Origin of the sequence: uncultured Luteimonas sp. (assembly GCF_947492465.1) — a bacterium.
Taxonomy (GTDB): domain Bacteria; phylum Pseudomonadota; class Gammaproteobacteria; order Xanthomonadales; family Xanthomonadaceae; genus Luteimonas.
In genome coordinates this window covers 85951-102010 of record NZ_CANLNF010000004.1, presented here as the reverse complement: position 1 = coordinate 102010, position 16060 = coordinate 85951, and the positions used below count along the sequence as shown (strand labels likewise).

The following is a 16060-nucleotide window of genomic DNA, read 5'->3' as shown; positions in this document are numbered from 1 at the left end:
GCAGTACCGGCCTCGTCACCGACGCCACATGCCGGATCAGTGCCGGACGGTCTGCCGGCCGAACGGGTCGCTGGCCAGCCAGTGCAGCCAGCGTCGCCAGAGCGCGACGACCGGAGGCGTGATCCGGACGTCGGTCGATTGTGCACGCAGCACCTGCCCGGCCGATGACGCCGGCGGGGCGACGGCGCCTGCTGCCGGCGCGTCGTGCGCCGCGGCCGCTCGGGCCTGCGACGCGCTGGCGGCCGGCGCGCGCGCGCCTGAGGTGCGCAGCGGCGCCAGCGGCTGCGAACCGTTGCGACGCAGGCGGGCTCCGCCGCCACCCGCGGCTTCCATCGCGCCGATGTCGATGCGTGCGCCCGGCACGCGTGCGACCTGCGCGCCGATCGCCAGCTTCGCCCGCTGCGGCGGATCGAACTGCGGCAACAGCAGCGGCGACGGGAACGGGAACGCCGACGGCGTCGGCGGCTGCGGATTGCCGGCCGATACCAGCGGGCTGTTCGCCGTCGGACGCAGCTGGAGCTGGCCGATGTTCGACAGCCCCGGATCGGTGCCGCGCAGGGTGCCGGTCAATTCGGCCGGCACCAGCGCCGCCGAGGACTGCACCCAGTTGTTGCTTCCGGCCACCTTGCGCCCGCTGCTCCAGGGTTCGCGGCTGGTCGGCGCGCAATAGGGCGTCTCGACTTCCGACGCTTCGTGCACGCGCAGGATGTTCGGTGCCGCCCCCGACCCGGTCTGGTGGACCACGTTGTTGTGCATCTCCACCGATTCCTGGCCCAGCTGCACCAGCACCGCGTTGGCGATGCCCGAACGGTTGAACACGATGGTGTTGTTGACCATGCGCAGGCGGCCCTGGCTGCGCCCGTTGAGGTCGCCGCCGGTGCGGATCGCGTTGCGCCAGGAGGAGGTGTGGACGATGACGTTGCCGACCAGGTCGACATCCTCGCGCCGCAGGTTCGGGGTCCAGCCCGACTGCTGGGTCTCGCAGTCCGGGCCGATCAGCTCGAGTTCCTGGTAGGCCGAGTTCTCGAACCAGTTGTAGTAGATCAGCGCACGCTCGTGGCGGTTCTTGAGCAGGCTGCCGCCGTTGCCGTCGTGCACGTAGTTGTAGCGCATCAGGAACACCGAACCCGGGTACGCCACCTGGTCGGACTGCATGTAGATCGGATGCCGGTGCGTGCCCGAGCCGGCGTTGTACACCTCGCTGTATTCGAGCGTGAACGAGCCGGAATTGTTGTCGGCACCGAGGATGCCGTGCGAGGGACAGTCGCGGATGATGCTGTCGCGCACGGTGACGTCGTGCGCCTCGCTGAACACGCACGACGAAGTGCCGCCGCGCACGTCGAACCCCTCGAACACGACGTGGTTGGACTGCTGGAACTTGACGGTGTGCGAGCCGCCGCTCAGCACCGGCCGGGTCGACCCGACCGAACGGTTCCAGCGGAACGTCACCGGATTGCCGGCCGCGCCACGATCGCCGCTGCGCACGACGATGTTGCCGCTATAGGTGGCGCCGCCGTCGACCAGGACGACATCGCCGGGTTCCAGGTCGACGCTGTCGACCAGCGCCGAGAGCTGGGTGTACTGCCGGCCCGACGGGCCGACGGTGTAGGTCGCCGCCAGGGCGAGGGAAGGCAGGGCCAGGCAGGCGCAGGCGAGCGCGGTACGGATCAGGGCATGAGGCATTCGGGCAACTCCGGTCGGTCGATGATCCCCCTGTCCTGCCACCGGTCCATGGCCGGCAAGTGGGCGCATCTTAAACCCGCACGTCGCCCGAGCTCCGGCCGTGGCGTGAACGCCCGCCCCTGCGGCAGGCATGTGGCCCCCGGCCGGACGCGCGTCGAAGTCCTGCCGTGACGGCGGTCGCCCCGATGCGCAGAACACCCGCAGCCGCCGCGTCCCACCGCGGCGGCCCGGTCTGTCAACCGGCGCGACCGGGTCTGTGTGCACGAATTACACGCCCCCTTGGACGGCTGTCCGGTAGCCGCAGACCTGGCAAGGCATGCAGGCATCGGTCACGGTGAGCTGCCTTCCGCGCCGTGGGCCGACCACGATGCCGGCCCGTTGCCCGGAGCGGCCTGCCCATCCCGACCGCAGGGGCGACCCGTACGATGCGCAGGCGTGCATCCCGTCGGTCCACGTGGAAACCTTCGATTGCAGCGTTCGCGGGGACTCTGCCGTTTTGCCCAGGATCCGCGCCCGTGCGAGCGCCCTGCCTGATATGCGCGGCTACTTTGCTCCACGCGACGCGCGCTGGCGCGTGTGGCGGCAGATCCACCATGCCGACACCGGCCGATCGATTACGCGCGGCGGCTTGCGCAACGACCCTCGCGAAGCATCGCTTCGCGCAGGCGCGAACGCCCGCCGTCCGCGGCGGGCCGGCAAATCCGCCGGGCACAAAAAAACCGGCCAGTGGCCGGTTGTTTTGGCGCGCCCGGAAGGATTCGAACCTCCGACCCCCAAGTTCGTAGCCTGGTGCTCTATCCAGCTGAGCTACGGGCGCGTTGCGCAGAAGCGGAATTATGAAGCGACGTTGGACGTCCGTCAATCGTTCCGATGTAACTGGCGGAGACTGAGGGATTCGAACCCTCGATGGAGCTTTTGACCCCATACTCCCTTAGCAGGGGAGCCCCTTCGGCCTCTCGGGCAAGTCTCCGGGTAGATCGCGTGGCGACAACGGGGCCGCGCACGACAGGCCGCGAAGGATACCGGAGTCGTGGCCGCCGCGGCAAATCAATTGCCGTCGGTTTCGGCCTCACGCGCGGATTCGGGCTCGTCCCCGCGACGGATGCGCTGGTAGATCTCTTCGCGATGGACGGCAACGTCCTTCGGCGCGGTAATGCCGATACGCACCTGGTTGCCCTTTACCCCGAGAACCGTGACGGTGACCGAATCGCCGATCATCAGGGTCTCGCCGACGCGGCGGGTCAGAATCAACATCTTGGAAATCTCCATAGGCCGGGGGCCTGTGCCGAAACGCCGGCCGCGGCGCGCGCGCCTGATGCCAACATACGTTTCAAACTGAAACAAACGGGAAGCATGTCGGGGACGGGACGTCCGGTCAACCGACAGAGGTCATGGAGCAAATACTCAGTGTCAGCCCGGACTCAGCTTGGCTGCCGCCCAGGCCGGGACTTCGGCCAGCACCGCGACCAGCTCCGGACCGTCCGCGCCGCCGCCCTGCGCCATGTCGGGCCGCCCGCCACCCTTGCCGCCGGTACGACCAGCGACGAAGGCCACGAGTTCCCCCGCCTTGATCCGGCCGGCGGCGGCACCGGACACGCCGGCCACGAGCGCCGCCCTGCCCTCGCTGGCACCGGCCAGCACGATCGCCGCATCGCCCAGCTGCTGGCGCAGCCGGTCCAGCGCGTCGCGCAGTGCCTTGGCATCCAGGCCTTCCACGCGCGCGGCGAGCACCTTGATGCCGGCCACGTCGACGGCCTGCGCGCCCAGGTCCGCAGTCGCGCCGCTGGCCGCCTTGGCCTTGTGCGTCTCGACTTCGCGCTCCAGCCGCTTCTGCCGCTCGAGCAGGCCGCGCAGCTTGTCCGCGACCTCGGCGGTGGTGCCGCCCAGCAAGCCGGCCGCCTCGCGCAGCCGGCGTTCCTCGCCCAGCACATGGTCCAGCGCGGCCTGCCCGGTGAGGGCCTCGATACGGCGCACGCCCGCCGAGACGCCGCCCTCGGAGACCAGCTTGAACAGGCCGATCTCGCCGGTACGGCCGACGTGGGTGCCGCCGCACAGCTCGACCGACTCGCCCATCCGCACCACCCGCACGCGGTCGCCGTACTTCTCGCCGAACAGGGCGATGGCGCCTGCGTCCATGGCCTCCTGCATGCCCATCTCGTCGATGGCGACCGGGTGGTTGGCGCGGACCTCGACATTGACCCGGCGCTCGATCTCGGCGAGTTCGTCGCCGTGCACCGGCTGGAAGTGCGAGAAGTCAAAGCGCAGGCGGTCGGGCGCGACCAGCGAGCCCTTCTGCGCGACGTGCGTGCCCAGCAGGCCACGCAGCGCGCCATGCAGCAGGTGCGTCGCACTGTGGTTGAGCACGATGCTGCCGCGGCGGTCGGCGTCCACCGTGCCGGCGAGCGTGTCGCCGCGGCGCAGGATCCCGGCCTCCAGCCTGCCGAAGTGGCCGAAGAACTGACCCGCCAGCTTCTGGGTGTCGGTGACGGCAAAGCGCGTGTCCAGGCCGTGCAGTTCGCCGGTGTCGCCCACCTGGCCGCCGGACTCGCCGTAGAACGCAGTGGCGTCGAGGATCACGATGGCCTCGTCGCCGGCAGCGATGGATTCGACCGGGCGACCGTCCTTCAGCAGCGCCACGACCTCGAGGCCCTCGGCCTGCAGCGCGTCATAGCCCAGGAAGCGGGTCGGCTTCAGCTGCGCGACCAGGTCGGCGGGCAGCTGCACGCCGCCGCCGAACTTGCCGGCGGCGCGCGCGGTCTCGCGCTGCTTCTCCATCGCCGCGTCGAAACCGGCCGTATCCACCGACAGGCCGCGCTCGCGCGCGATGTCCTGGGTCAGGTCGAGCGGGAAGCCGTAGGTGTCGTAGAGGCGGAAGGCGTCGGCGCCGGGAATGGAGTCGCCCGACTTCGCCGCGACCTCGTCGAAGATCTTCATGCCGGCATCGAGCGTTTCGGCAAAACGCTCCTCCTCGGCCAGCAGCGCCTTCTCCACCAGTTCGCGCTTGGCCGCGAGTTCCGGATAGGCCTCGCCCATCAGCGTGGCGAGGGTGCCCACCAGGCGATGGAAGAACGGCCCGCGCGTGCCCAGCATCCAGCCATGGCGCAGGGCGCGGCGGATGATCCGGCGCAACACGTAGCCGCGGCCCTCGTTCGAGGGCAGCACGCCGTCGACGATCAGGAAGCTGCAGGCGCGGATGTGGTCGGCGATCACGCGCAGCGACTTGTTCTCCAGGTCGGCGGTGCCGGTGAGCTCGGCGGCGTGGCGGATCAGCGCCTGGAACAGGTCGATCTCGTAGTTGCTGTGCACGTGCTGGAGCACCGCGGCCAGCCGCTCCAGGCCCATGCCCGTGTCCACGCAAGGCGCCGGCAGCGGGACCAGCGTGCCGTCGGGCTGCTTGTCGAACTGCATGAACACCAGGTTCCAGATCTCGATGTAGCGGTCGCCGTCCTCGTCCGGGGAGCCGGGCGGGCCGCCGAAGTGGCCGGGGCCGTGGTCGTAGAAGATCTCGGTGCAGGGGCCGCAGGGGCCGGTATCGGCCATCTGCCAGAAATTGTCGGAGGCGTAGGGCGCGCCCTTGTTGTCGCCGATGCGCACGATGCGCTCGGCGGGCACGCCGATCATCTCGTGCCACAACGCGTAGGCCTCGTCGTCATTGTGGTAGACGGTGACCAGCAGGCGCTCGGCCGGCAGCTGCCACACCCCGGTCAGCAGTTCCCAGGCCCAGGCGATGGCCTCCTTCTTGAAGTAGTCGCCGAACGACCAGTTGCCCAGCATCTCGAAGAAGGTGTGGTGGCGCGCGGTGTAGCCGACCGAGTCGAGGTCGTTGTGCTTGCCGCCCGCGCGCAGGCAGCGCTGGACGTCGGCCGCGCGCGGATTGGCGCGCTTCTCGGCGCCCAGGAACACGTCCTTGAACTGGACCATGCCCGAGTTGGTGAACAGCAGGGTCGGGTCGTTGGCAGGCACCAGCGGTGCCGAGGGCACGATCTCGTGGCCCTTGCCGCGGAAGAATTCAAGGAAATCGCTGCGGATGCGCGCGGTGGTATAGGGGCTGGGCGTGTTCATGGCTGGCGGGCTGCAGGCGGGCGCGTCCGGACCGGCCCAACGCGACCCCTGCGGACGGGATCGATGGCCAGGGCGGACAACCCGGGGAAGCACGCAGAATAACAAACGGGCCGGTTCAGGTGTCGGCGTCGTCGGGATCGAAACGGGTGGCCGCGCGGATGCGCTCGCCGTCGAAGCCGCGGCGCATGAGCAGTTCGGCCGCCTTGCGGCGCTGGGCGAGGTCGACCGGCCCTGCCTCGCCGAAGCGGCGGCGCACCAGGTCCCGCGCCACCTCGGTCCAGTCGCCCTCGAACGTCTCCATCGCCGCCACGATGGCGTCCCGTTCCAGGCCGTGCATGCCCAGCTCGGCGCGGATATGCAGCGGGCCATAGCCGGCGCCTGCGCGGCTGCGGACCAGGGATTCGGCGAAACGCGTGTCGTCCTGCCAGCCGGCCTCGGCGAGGCGGCCGATCGCCGCGGCGGCCTCGTCCGGCTCGACGCCGCGCGCGGCCAGCTTGCGCTTGAGTTCCTTGCGCGAGTGCTCCCGCCGGGTCAGCAGGCCCAGGGCGCGCTGGGTGGCCGTGGGCTGGGGACGCGGCTTGCGTCGCGGCGGGGACCGGTCGTTCATCGATCGCGCTCCTGCGGCGTCCGGCGAGGATCCGGCAACCCAGACGCTGGCGCGCGCCAGCCGCGCTGCGCCAGTATCGATCGGTACACCTCGGCGTCGGCCGCGGAAAAGCAGCAGAACAGGAGCGTCGAGACCGCTTCCGGCCCCCACGCCAGCACGCTGTCGACCGCGATCGCGGTGGCCGCCTCCAGCGGGTAGCCGTAGATGCCGGTACTGATGGCCGGGAAGGCAATGCTGCGCAGGTCCAGCGCCCGCGCCACGCGCAGCGCGTTGCGATAGCAGGCCGCCAGCAGCTCCGCCTCGCCGGCGCCCCCGCCCTGCCACACCGGGCCGGCGACATGGATCACATGTCGTGCCGGCAGCCGGTATCCGGCCGTCGCCTTCGCCTCGCCGGTGACGCAGCCGCCGAGCGTCCGGCATTCGGCCAGCAGGCCGGGCCCGGCCGCGCGATGGATCGCGCCGTCGACCCCACCGCCGCCCCGCAGCGAAGCGTTCGCAGCATTGACGATGGCGTCCACCGCCAGCGTGGTGATGTCCGCCTGGACCACGTCCAGTTTCATCGACGCCGCCCCTTGCCCCCAGGCGGCGGAGAGCGCGTGGCCTGCCCCGTTGCGGCCCGTTTCGCGGGCCTGGGCCGAGGCGCAGGCAGTGCTCCTGCGGTTACGAACAGGGCCAGCCGCAGCAGGTCCGGATCGTCGAGGAACTCGTCGAGGACGTAGTACTCCTTCGCCTCCGGGTACGGCCTGCCCATGCTCAGCGCAGGCAGCACCTGCCGACCCGCGTCGGTGGGCTTGAGCAGCAGGCTGTTGTCGCAGGCGAACGCGACCACCTTGCCGTCCAGATAGAGCGCGTACTCGCCGAACATGCGCCTGTGTTCCAGACGCGCACCCAGCCCCGCCTGCTCGTGCACGTAGGCGATGAAATCCTGGTCGGTCGCCATCGCGTCGGCCGCCCTACTCCCCGCCCGGCAGCGAGTAGGAGAAGGTGTAATGGTGCCTGCCGCCGACGACGCGGATCCGGAACTCGCCCGCGATGCCCGTCAGTTCGCCGGCGCCCGAATCCGGAACCACCAGCACCGACAACTCCTGCGCGCCCCGCGCCATCACCCCGCGGTGGTGCAGCATGAACGAGCCGCTGCGGCCAGCGAGCGTCCCGGTGACTTCTTCGACAGCCACGTAGACGGCCGAACCCTCCACGCCGGTCATGGCGGTCAGCATCTGGCCCCGCGTGGTGGCGACCAGGTCGCCGGTGATCCGCTTGTCGATCACCATGCGGCCGCGCCTGGCGTTGTCCGCGCCCTCCAGCTCGAGCGGCCGCATCGCGACCGTGAACCCGCCCTGGGCCTGCCCCGTCATCATCGTCTCCAGCGCCCATGCGGGCGCGACTGCCAGCATCCACAGCGCGATCGCGATCCAACTGCGCCGCCGCCATCCGGCGCCGGCGGTTCGCGGCCGCACCCGGCCGGCGTCCGCCTGCCAGCCACAGCGTTCATTCGGCGATGGTCCGATCGACATCGGCTGGTCCTTGGCGTGCTGCGGCGTGTCCATCCGGCGGGCGATGGCCCCCTCCCCACACGGAGAAGAGGCCGGGAAAAAAGGCCGTCCCTGGCCGCGAAGATCATCCGGAAGCTCAGCCCTCGGCTTCGGCCTTGTCGGCTTCCTCGTCACGCTTGGCCTCGGCGGGCTTGAACTTCTCACGCAGCTCGGCCTCGAGCCGCTTGGCCACCTCCGGGTTCTCCTTGAGGTAGTTGCGGGCGTTCTCCTTGCCCTGGCCGATGCGCTCGCTGCCGTAGCTGTACCAGGCACCGGCCTTGTCGACGAGCTTGGCGTCCACGCCCATGTCGATCAGTTCGCCTTCCCGGCTGATGCCCTCGCCGTACAGGATCTCGGTGATGACCTGCTTGAACGGGGGCGCCATCTTGTTCTTGACCACCTTGATGCGGGTCTGGTTGCCGATGATCTCGTCGCCCTTCTTGATCGCGCCGATGCGGCGGATGTCCAGGCGCACGGACGCGTAGAACTTGAGCGCGTTGCCGCCGGTGGTGGTTTCCGGGCTCTGGCCCGGCATCATCACGCCGATCTTCATGCGCAGCTGGTTGATGAAGATCACCATGCAGTTGCTGCGCTTGATGTTGCCGGTCAGCTTGCGCAGGGCCTGGCTCATCAGGCGCGCCTGCAGGCCCGGCAGCTGGTCGCCCATCTCCCCCTCGATCTCGGCGCGCGGGGTGAGCGCGGCGACGGAGTCGACCACCACCACGTCGACCGCGTTGGAACGCACCAGCATGTCGGCGATTTCGAGCGCCTGCTCACCGGTGTCGGGCTGGGACACCAGCAGGTCGTCGATGTTGACGCCCAGCTTCTGCGCGTAGGTCGGGTCGAGCGCGTGCTCGGCGTCGATGAACGCGGCGGTGCCGCCGGCCTTCTGGCACTCGGCGATGGTCTGCAGGGTCAGCGTGGTCTTGCCCGAAGACTCGGGGCCGTAGATCTCGACCACGCGGCCCTTGGGCAGGCCGCCGATGCCCAGCGCCATGTCCAGCATCAGCGAACCGGTGCCGATCACCTCGGCCGGCTCGACGCTGCCGTCGCCCATGCGCATCACCGAGCCCTTGCCGAACTGCTTCTCGATCTGGCCCAGTGCGGCGGAAAGCGCGCGCTTCTTGTTCTCGTCCATCGTGGTGGTCCTTGTCATGGTGAATTCGGGTTGGGTGCATCCTTGCAGGCGCCCATCGCAGGGACTGCGACGCAGGCGCCAGGGACAATGCTGGTCGTGTGCCGGGGGCCCGGCAGCCGGGCGATGGCGGCCGCCGCTGTCGGAAAACCCCGCGCCGCCCTCACCGGCTGGGCCTCACCAGGCCGCAGTACAGGCCCTCGATGGCGAAGTCCTGGTCCGGCTGCACCTCGATCGGCGCATGGTCGGGGTTGCGCGGCAGCAGGCGGATGCGGTCGCGGCCGATCTTCAGCAGCTTGACCGTGACCGCGTCGTCCACGCGCGCGACCACGATCTGGCCGCTGCGCGCGTCGCTGGTGCGGTGCACGCCGATCAGGTCGCCCTCGAAGATGCCCTCGTCGATCATCGAGTCGCCCTTGACCTTGAGCAGGTAGTCGGGCGCGGGGGAAAACAGGGCGCGGTCCATCAGCACCATCTGCTCGCTGCCGATGTCCGCGCCGATGGGCAGGCCGGCCGCGACCTGGCCCAGCACCGGCAGGTGCAGCGCCTCGCCATCGCGCACTTCGTCCAGCCCCAGCGCGTGCTGCGGCATGGCGACCGGGCGCGCCAGGCGGATCCCGCGCGCGCGGCCCGGCACGCGCTCGATGGCCCCGGCCGCCTCCAGTGCCTCGAGGTGGTACTGGGCGGCGCGCACGCCGCTGAAGCCGAACGCCCGCGCGATCTCGGCCTGCGACGGCGGGACGCCTTCGGCCTCGATGCGCTCGGCGATGAGTTCGAGGATGCGCTGCTGGGTGTCGGTGAGCTTCATGGTTAGTAGTAATACTACTAATCGATTTGCGAGGCAACCGTACTGCCACAGGGAGCTTCGCGATCGCCCCGATGCCCTATCGCCCTCCGCGCCAGATCGAGAACAGGATCCAGAACCCGCCCAGGGCGGCGCCCACGAAGCCCACCGTGCCGAGGATGCGCAGGCCGGTGCTGGAGACCCCGCCGGCGCTGTTGAGCACGATCGAGGAACCCACGATCAGCGCCGCGGTCACCACGCCCATGGTCAGCCGGCTGACGGCACGGTCGACCTGGTCGCCGAAGCCCTTGAGCGAATCGACGTCGACATGCACCCGCAGCTTGCCGCGCCGTGCCGCGCGCAGCAGCCGGTGCACGTCCTGGGGCATGTCGCGCACCAGGTCGAGCAGGCCCGCCAGCGCGCGCCGCCCGCGCCTGGCCAGCACGCCGGGCGCATAGCGCTGCAGCATCGCGCGCTCGAGGAAGGGCCGCGCCGCGCTGGCCATGTCGAAGTCCGGGTCGAGCTGGCGACCCATGCCTTCCAGGGTCAGGAAGGTCTTGATCATCAGCGCCAGGTCGGGCGGCAGGGTCAGCCCGTGCCCGCGCAGGATCGCGACCACGTCGCCGAGCATCTGCCCCATCCGCAGATCCTTGAGCGGGACGCCGCGGTACTGGTCGACGAAGCGGTCCACCGATTCCTGCAGGCCGCCCTCGTCGATGTCCGGGCTGTCGCCGGTCCAGTCCACCAGCACCTCGGACACGGCCGAGGCGTCCTGCCCGACCAGGCCGTGCAGCAGGCGCACGATCTGGAACCGGCGCTGCTCGGAGACGTGCCCGACCATACCGAAGTCGATCACCCCGATCGCCCCGCCCGGCAGGTAGAAGATGTTGCCCGGGTGCGGATCTGCGTGGAAGAAGCCGTCCTCCAGCACCATCTTCAGCACCAGCCCGGCGCCGGTGCGCGCCAGCGCCCTGCGGTCCAGGCCCAGCGCATCCAGCGCGGCCAGGTCGCGGCCGGGAATGCCCTCCAGCCGTTCCTGCACGTTGAGCCGTTCGCAGGTCCACTGCCAGTAGACCTTCGGGATCACGATGTCGTCGCGGCCCTCGAAGTTGCGCGCGATGCGCTCGGCGTTGCGGCACTCGGCGGCGAAATCGAGCTCGCGCCGCAGCGACGCAGCAAACTGGCGCAGCGTGTCGGCCGGATGGTAGCGGCGCAGCTCCGGCATCTGCTTCTCGACGATCGTCGCCAGGTGCGAGAGCAGGCGCAGGTCGGCCTCGACCACGTCGCGGATGCCCGGGCGCCGCACCTTGAGGATCACCGGCGTGCCGTCGGCCAGCGTGGCGCGGTGCGCCTGCGCCAGCGAGGCGGCGGCCATCGGCACGTGTTCGAGCTCGGCGAACACGCTGTCGGGATCGGCGCCGAGGTCCTCGGTGAGCTGCGGTCGCACCAGTTCGAAATCGACCGGCGGTACCGCGTTCTGGAGTTCGGACAGTTCCTCGATCCAGCGCGGCGGCAGCATGTCCACGCGCGTGGCCAGCACCTGGCCGAGCTTGACGAAGGTCGGCCCCAGGTCCTGCAGCGCGGCGCGCACGCGCTCGGGGACCTCGAGCTGCAGCAGCCCTTCCTCCACCGCCTGCCAGTGCACCAGGCGCCCGGCCCGCTCCAGCGCCCCGGCCAGGCCGACGCGGCGGGCGACGTCACCGAATCCGTAGCGGGCCAGGACCCTGGCGATGTCCTGCAGCCGCCCGAGGTCGCGGACGGTGCCCAGCGTCTCCCACATCATCCACCCCGCCCCGCGCGCAGGCGCCGGTTCACGACAGCGCGCCTTCGATCCCCTGCAGGGCGGCGGCGACGGTCTGCCTGCGCACCGATTCGCGGTCGCCGTCGAACTGGAACAGCTCCGCGCGCGCATAGCCGCCGCGCCGCTTCCAGGCGATCCACACCGTGCCCACCGGCTTGTCGCCGCTGCCGCCGCCCGGGCCGGCGATGCCGGTCACCGCGACACCGACCGATGCGCCCGAGTGCACCAGCGCGCCGGACACCATTTCGATCGCGGTTTCGCGGCTGACCGCGCCATGCACTTCCAGCGTCTGCGGCGACACGCCGAGCAGCGCCTGCTTGGCCTCGTAGCTGTAGGCGGCCATGCCACAGTCGAACCAGTCCGAAGAGCCGGCGATATCGGTCACGACCTTGGCGATCCAGCCGCCGGTGCAGCTTTCGGCCGTGACCAGCATGTGGTGGCCATCGCGCAGCGTGTCGCCCACGCGGCTGGCGAGCTGGCGCAGGTCGTTATCGGAAAAGCCTTGGCTGGACATCGGCACACGGGATGGTCGCGGGCCTGTCTTTTTACTCCAATCCGCCTGCGACCGCAGGCGGCGAGGCAACCGCCGCCACCGCGCGCCCGGCTCCGGCGGCATGGATGCCATGCTGCAGCGCCGATCCACGCGGCCCTGCGCAAGAACGGACAGGCCCCGATCCGCCGGGCCTGTCCGGGCGGCGGCCTTGCGGCGTCAGCCGCGCAGGTCGAACCGGTCCAGCTCCATCACCCTGTGCCAGGCGGCGACGAAGTCGTCGACAAACCTGCGCTGGCCGTCCTCGCTGGCGTACACCTCGGCCAGCGCGCGCAGCACCGAATTGGAACCGAACACCAGGTCGACGCGGGTCCCGGTGAACTTCTTTTCGCCGCTTGCGCGATCGCGTCCTTCGAACAGGTCGGCGGTCTTGGAGGTCGCCTTCCATTCGATGCCCATGTCGAGGAGGTTGCGGAAGAAGTCGTTGGACAGCGTGCCCGGCCGCGCGGTGAACACGCCATGCGGGCTGCCGCCATGGTTGGTGCCCAGCACGCGCAGGCCGCCGATCAGTGCGGTCATCTCGGGCGCGGTGAGCGTGAGCTGCTGCGCCTTGTCGATCAGCAGGTGTTCGGCAGGCACCGCGGCCGGGTCGCTGACGTAGTTGCGGAAGCCGTCGGCGAAGGGCTCCATCACCGAGAACGACTCGACATCGGTCTGGTCATGGCGCGCGTCGCTGCGGCCCGGCGTGAACGGGACGGCGACTTCGATGCCGGCCGCCCTGGCCGCCTGTTCGATGCCGACGCCGCCGGCGAGCACGATCAGGTCGGCCAGCGACACCTGCCTGCCGCCTTCGGCCTCCAGGTTGAACTCCATCTGCACGCGCTGCAGCGCCTTGAGCACCTTCCCCAGCTGCTCGGGCTGGTTGACGGCCCAGTCCTTCTGCGGCGCAAGACGGATGCGTGCGCCGTTGGCGCCGCCGCGCTTGTCGCCGCCGCGGAACGTGGAGGCCGAGGCCCATGCCGTCGACACCAGCTCGGACACCGACAGCCCGGACGCGGCGATCTTCTGCTTCAGCGTCGTGATATCCGCCGCCTCGACCAGCGGATGGTCGACCGCGGGCACCGGGTCCTGCCACACCAGCTCTTCCTTCGGCACTTCCGGGCCGAGGTAGCGCGAACGCGGCCCCATGTCGCGGTGGGTGAGCTTGAACCAGGCGCGGGCGAAGGCTTCGGCGAAGGCCTGCGGGTTCTCGAGGAAACGTTTCGAGATCGGCCCGTAGACCGGGTCGAAGCGCAGCGACAGGTCGGTGGTGAGCATGCGCGGCCGATGCTTCTTCGACGGGTCGTGCGCGTCCGGGATCACCTCGCCCGCATCCTTGGCCACCCACTGGTGGGCGCCGGCGGGCGACTTCTCCAGCTCCCATTCGAAGCCGAACAGGTTTTCGAAGAAGTGGTTGCTCCACTGCGCCGGGGTCTGCGTCCAGGTCACCTCGAGGCCGGAGGTGATGGTGTCGCCGGCCTTGCCGCTGCCGTAACGGTTGTGCCAGCCCAGGCCATGGGCGTCGAGGTCGGTCGCCTCGGGCTCCGGGCCGACGTTGTCGGCGGGGCCCGCGCCGTGGGTCTTGCCGAAGGTGTGGCCGCCGGCGATCAGGGCCACGGTCTCCTCGTCGTCCATCGCCATGCGCGCGAAGGTGTCGCGGATGTCGTGCGCGGCCAGCAGGGGATCGGGATTGCCGTCCGGGCCTTCCGGATTCACGTAGATCAGGCCCATCTGCACCGCGGCCAGCGGGTTCTCCAGCCGGCGCGTGTGGACCTTGCCGTCGGCGTCGTCGTCGGCCACCAGCACCGCCTCGTCGGCGGGCTTCTCCACGCCTTCCGAACCCCGCGCGTAGCGCACGTCGCCGCCCAGCCATGTCGTTTCCCGACCCCAGTACACGTCCTGGTCGGGTTCCCAGGTGTCCTCGCGGCCGGCACCGAAGCCGAAGGTGCGAAAGCCCATCGTCTCCAGCGCGACGTTGCCGGTGAGGATCATCAGGTCGGCCCAGGAAATCTTCTGGCCGTACTTCTGCTTGATCGGCCACAGCAGGCGCCGGGCCTTGTCGAGATTGACGTTGTCGGGCCAGCTGTTGAGCGGCGCGAAGCGCTGCTGCCCGCGTCCGCCGCCGCCGCGGCCGTCCTGCACGCGGTAGGTGCCGGCGCTGTGCCAGGCCATGCGGATGAACAGGCCGCCGTAGTGGCCGAAATCGGCCGGCCACCAGTCCTGCGAGTCGGTCATCAGCTTGCGCAGGTCGGCCTTGAGGGCGTGGTAGTCGAGCTTGCCGAACGCCTCGGCGTAGTCGAACGAAGGGCCCAGCGGGTGGGAGCGTTCGGAATGCTGGTTGAGCAGGTCCAGGCGCAGCTGCTGGGGCCACCAGTGGCGGTTGCTGGTGCCGCCACCGGCGGTCTGGTGGAACGGGCACTTGGCTTCGGATGCGGTCATGGCGGGTCTCCCCTTGGATGTCGAGACCACCGTAGTCCTGCGGAGGACATATAAGAAATCGATTTATGTGAAGGCTGGTATAGGCAATGCCTATCAGTTTGCCTTCTCAGACCGCCGTGCCCGCCGCATGCCCCGACGCCCAGGCCCACTGGAAGTTGTAGCCGCCCAGCCAGCCGGTGACGTCCACCACCTCGCCGACGAAATACAGGCCCGGCACCCGCCGCGACATCATCGTGCTGGACGACAGTCCATCGGTATCCACCCCGCCGATCGTGACTTCGGCGGTGCGGTAGCCCTCGGTGCCGCTGGCCACCAGCGGCCAGCCCGCCAGCGTCGCGGCCACCTCGCGCAGTTGCGCCGGCGAGAGCTGCTTCATCGGCCGGTCCGGCAGCCACAGCTCGCACAGCCGCTGCGCGAAGCGCCGCGGCAGCACGTCGGCCAGCACGCTGCGCAGGGCGGCATCGGGTCGCCCGCGCTGCTGTTGCGCGAGCCAGGCCGGCACGTCGAGCGCCGGCAGCAGGTCCAGGCGCAGGTCGTCACCCGGCTGCCAGTACGAGGAGATCTGCAGGATCGCCGGCCCGCTGATGCCGCGATGGGTGAACAGCATGCGGTTGCGGAAGCTGGTGCCGTTGCAGTGCGCCTCCACCTCGCAGGCGACGCCCGACAGGTCCTGCAGCCGCTCCAGGTGCTTGCCGCTGAGCGTCAGCGGCACCAGCCCGGCGCGCGTGGCCAGCACCTCGTGCCCGAACTGGCGCGCCACCGCATAGCCGAAGCCGCTCGCGCCCATGCTGGGGATCGACAGGCCACCGGTGGCGATCACCAGCGCGCCGCATTCCACCACGCCCAGCGCGGTGCGCAGCCGGAAGTGGCGTTCACCGACGTGTTCGATCGCGTCCACGCCGCAGTGCGTGTGCACCTGCGCATCCACCGCGGCCGCCTCCTCCAGCAGCATGCGCACGATCAGCTTCGAGGACTCGTCGCAGAACAGCTGGCCGAGCTCCTTCTCGTGCCAGGCGATGCGGTGGCGCTCGACCATGTCGATGAAGTCGGCCGGCGTGTAGCGCGCCAGCGCCGACTTGCAGAAGTGCGGATTGGCCGACAGGTAGTTGTGCGGGGTGGTGCCGGTGTTGGTGAAGTTGCAGCGCCCACCGCCGGACATCAGGATCTTCTTGCCGACCTTGTTCGCGTGGTCGAGCACGCGCACGCGACGGCCGCGCGCGCCTGCCACGATCGCGCACATCAGGCCGGCGGCGCCGGCGCCGATGACCACGACGTCGGCGTCGCGGGTGCGCGGCGCGCCGGTGGCCGCTTCCGCGTGGGCCATGCTCATCGCGCGCGTTCCGTCGGGCGCGGGCAACGGGGGTTGCAGGACGACATCGCGGACGCGCGGGCAGGCGACGGAGCGCGCGTCAGCCGGAACATGGGCACGTCATCGGATCCATCGTCGACACCGCAGCCGTGCGACCGGCGGCGGGGGCATTCCCGCCC

The 16060-nt window shown here is 70.2% G+C and carries 13 protein-coding genes and 2 tRNA genes; all 15 read right to left on the bottom strand.

The features are described from left to right. Positions 1-36: 36 nt before the first annotated feature. The gene (locus Q0863_RS10975; RefSeq protein WP_298577907.1) at positions 37-1683 is read right to left on the bottom strand and encodes a hypothetical protein; all 1647 of its coding nucleotides are present in this window, start codon (positions 1681-1683) and stop codon (positions 37-39) included. Positions 1684-2423: 740 nt separating this feature from the next. Continuing rightward, a tRNA-Arg gene (locus Q0863_RS10970) sits at positions 2424-2500 on the bottom strand. Positions 2501-2560: 60 nt separating this feature from the next. Next, positions 2561-2653: transfer RNA gene (locus Q0863_RS10965), tRNA-Ser, on the bottom strand. Positions 2654-2730: 77 nt separating this feature from the next. Continuing rightward, a complete protein-coding gene (csrA, locus tag Q0863_RS10960) occupies positions 2731-2937 on the bottom strand; it encodes a carbon storage regulator CsrA (RefSeq protein WP_298577906.1) in 207 nt (68 codons plus the stop codon). Between the two features lie 156 nt (positions 2938-3093). Next, positions 3094-5745 carry an alanine--tRNA ligase gene (gene alaS, locus Q0863_RS10955; protein WP_298577905.1) on the bottom strand — a complete coding sequence of 884 codons (2652 nt, stop codon included), beginning with the start codon at positions 5743-5745 and terminating at the stop codon, positions 3094-3096. A gap of 115 nt (positions 5746-5860) precedes the next feature. Continuing rightward, complete coding sequence (gene recX, locus Q0863_RS10950) at positions 5861-6352, bottom strand: recombination regulator RecX (protein ID WP_298577904.1); 492 nt, start codon at positions 6350-6352, stop codon at positions 5861-5863. Next, positions 6349-6912 (bottom strand): O-acetyl-ADP-ribose deacetylase, encoded by a 564-nt coding sequence (locus tag Q0863_RS10945; protein ID WP_298577903.1) that lies wholly within the window; start codon positions 6910-6912, stop codon positions 6349-6351. Before Q0863_RS10945 ends, recX begins: the two co-directional genes overlap by 4 nt. Then, positions 6909-7292: a TfoX/Sxy family protein gene (locus Q0863_RS10940; RefSeq protein WP_298577902.1), complete on the bottom strand. Its 384-nt coding sequence runs from the start codon at positions 7290-7292 to the stop codon at positions 6909-6911. The genes Q0863_RS10945 and Q0863_RS10940 overlap by 4 nt, the downstream gene beginning before the upstream one ends. A gap of 13 nt (positions 7293-7305) precedes the next feature. Further along, positions 7306-7899, bottom strand: a complete 594-nt coding sequence (locus Q0863_RS10935; protein ID WP_298577901.1) for a DUF3224 domain-containing protein — start codon at positions 7897-7899, stop codon at positions 7306-7308. Between the two features lie 82 nt (positions 7900-7981). Continuing rightward, on the bottom strand, positions 7982-9022 hold the full coding sequence (gene recA, locus Q0863_RS10930; protein ID WP_298578228.1) for a recombinase RecA: 1041 nt from the start codon (positions 9020-9022) through the stop codon (positions 7982-7984). Between the two features lie 160 nt (positions 9023-9182). Continuing rightward, positions 9183-9827, bottom strand: coding sequence for a transcriptional repressor LexA (gene lexA / locus Q0863_RS10925; protein ID WP_298577900.1), 645 nt, complete (start codon positions 9825-9827; stop codon positions 9183-9185). A gap of 76 nt (positions 9828-9903) precedes the next feature. Further along, positions 9904-11583: an AarF/UbiB family protein gene (locus tag Q0863_RS10920; RefSeq protein WP_298577899.1), complete on the bottom strand. Its 1680-nt coding sequence runs from the start codon at positions 11581-11583 to the stop codon at positions 9904-9906. 31 nt (positions 11584-11614) lie between these two features. Beyond that, positions 11615-12118 (bottom strand): CinA family protein, encoded by a 504-nt coding sequence (locus Q0863_RS10915; protein WP_298577898.1) that lies wholly within the window; start codon positions 12116-12118, stop codon positions 11615-11617. A 195-nt stretch (positions 12119-12313) separates the two neighbouring features. Then, positions 12314-14572 (bottom strand): catalase/peroxidase HPI, encoded by a 2259-nt coding sequence (gene katG, locus Q0863_RS10910; RefSeq protein ID WP_298577897.1) that lies wholly within the window; start codon positions 14570-14572, stop codon positions 12314-12316. Between the two features lie 106 nt (positions 14573-14678). Further along, complete coding sequence (locus Q0863_RS10905) at positions 14679-15896, bottom strand: NAD(P)/FAD-dependent oxidoreductase (protein ID WP_298578226.1); 1218 nt, start codon at positions 15894-15896, stop codon at positions 14679-14681. Positions 15897-16060 lie beyond the last annotated feature (164 nt).

Coding starts and splice junctions, on each gene's coding strand:
- Q0863_RS10945 (WP_298577903.1), bottom strand. CDS start 6,912: ATGAAACTGGACGTGGTCCAGGCGGACATCACCACGCTGGCGGTGGAC.
- Q0863_RS10975 (WP_298577907.1), bottom strand. CDS start 1,683: ATGCCTCATGCCCTGATCCGTACCGCGCTCGCCTGCGCCTGCCTGGCC.
- csrA (WP_298577906.1), bottom strand. CDS start 2,937: ATGTTGATTCTGACCCGCCGCGTCGGCGAGACCCTGATGATCGGCGAT.
- Q0863_RS10905 (WP_298578226.1), bottom strand. CDS start 15,896: ATGGCCCACGCGGAAGCGGCCACCGGCGCGCCGCGCACCCGCGACGCC.
- katG (WP_298577897.1), bottom strand. CDS start 14,572: ATGACCGCATCCGAAGCCAAGTGCCCGTTCCACCAGACCGCCGGTGGC.
- Q0863_RS10940 (WP_298577902.1), bottom strand. CDS start 7,292: ATGGCGACCGACCAGGATTTCATCGCCTACGTGCACGAGCAGGCGGGG.
- recA (WP_298578228.1), bottom strand. CDS start 9,022: ATGGACGAGAACAAGAAGCGCGCGCTTTCCGCCGCACTGGGCCAGATC.
- alaS (WP_298577905.1), bottom strand. CDS start 5,745: ATGAACACGCCCAGCCCCTATACCACCGCGCGCATCCGCAGCGATTTC.
- Q0863_RS10935 (WP_298577901.1), bottom strand. CDS start 7,899: ATGGACACGCCGCAGCACGCCAAGGACCAGCCGATGTCGATCGGACCA.
- recX (WP_298577904.1), bottom strand. CDS start 6,352: ATGAACGACCGGTCCCCGCCGCGACGCAAGCCGCGTCCCCAGCCCACG.
- Q0863_RS10920 (WP_298577899.1), bottom strand. CDS start 11,583: ATGTGGGAGACGCTGGGCACCGTCCGCGACCTCGGGCGGCTGCAGGAC.
- Q0863_RS10915 (WP_298577898.1), bottom strand. CDS start 12,118: ATGTCCAGCCAAGGCTTTTCCGATAACGACCTGCGCCAGCTCGCCAGC.
- lexA (WP_298577900.1), bottom strand. CDS start 9,827: ATGAAGCTCACCGACACCCAGCAGCGCATCCTCGAACTCATCGCCGAG.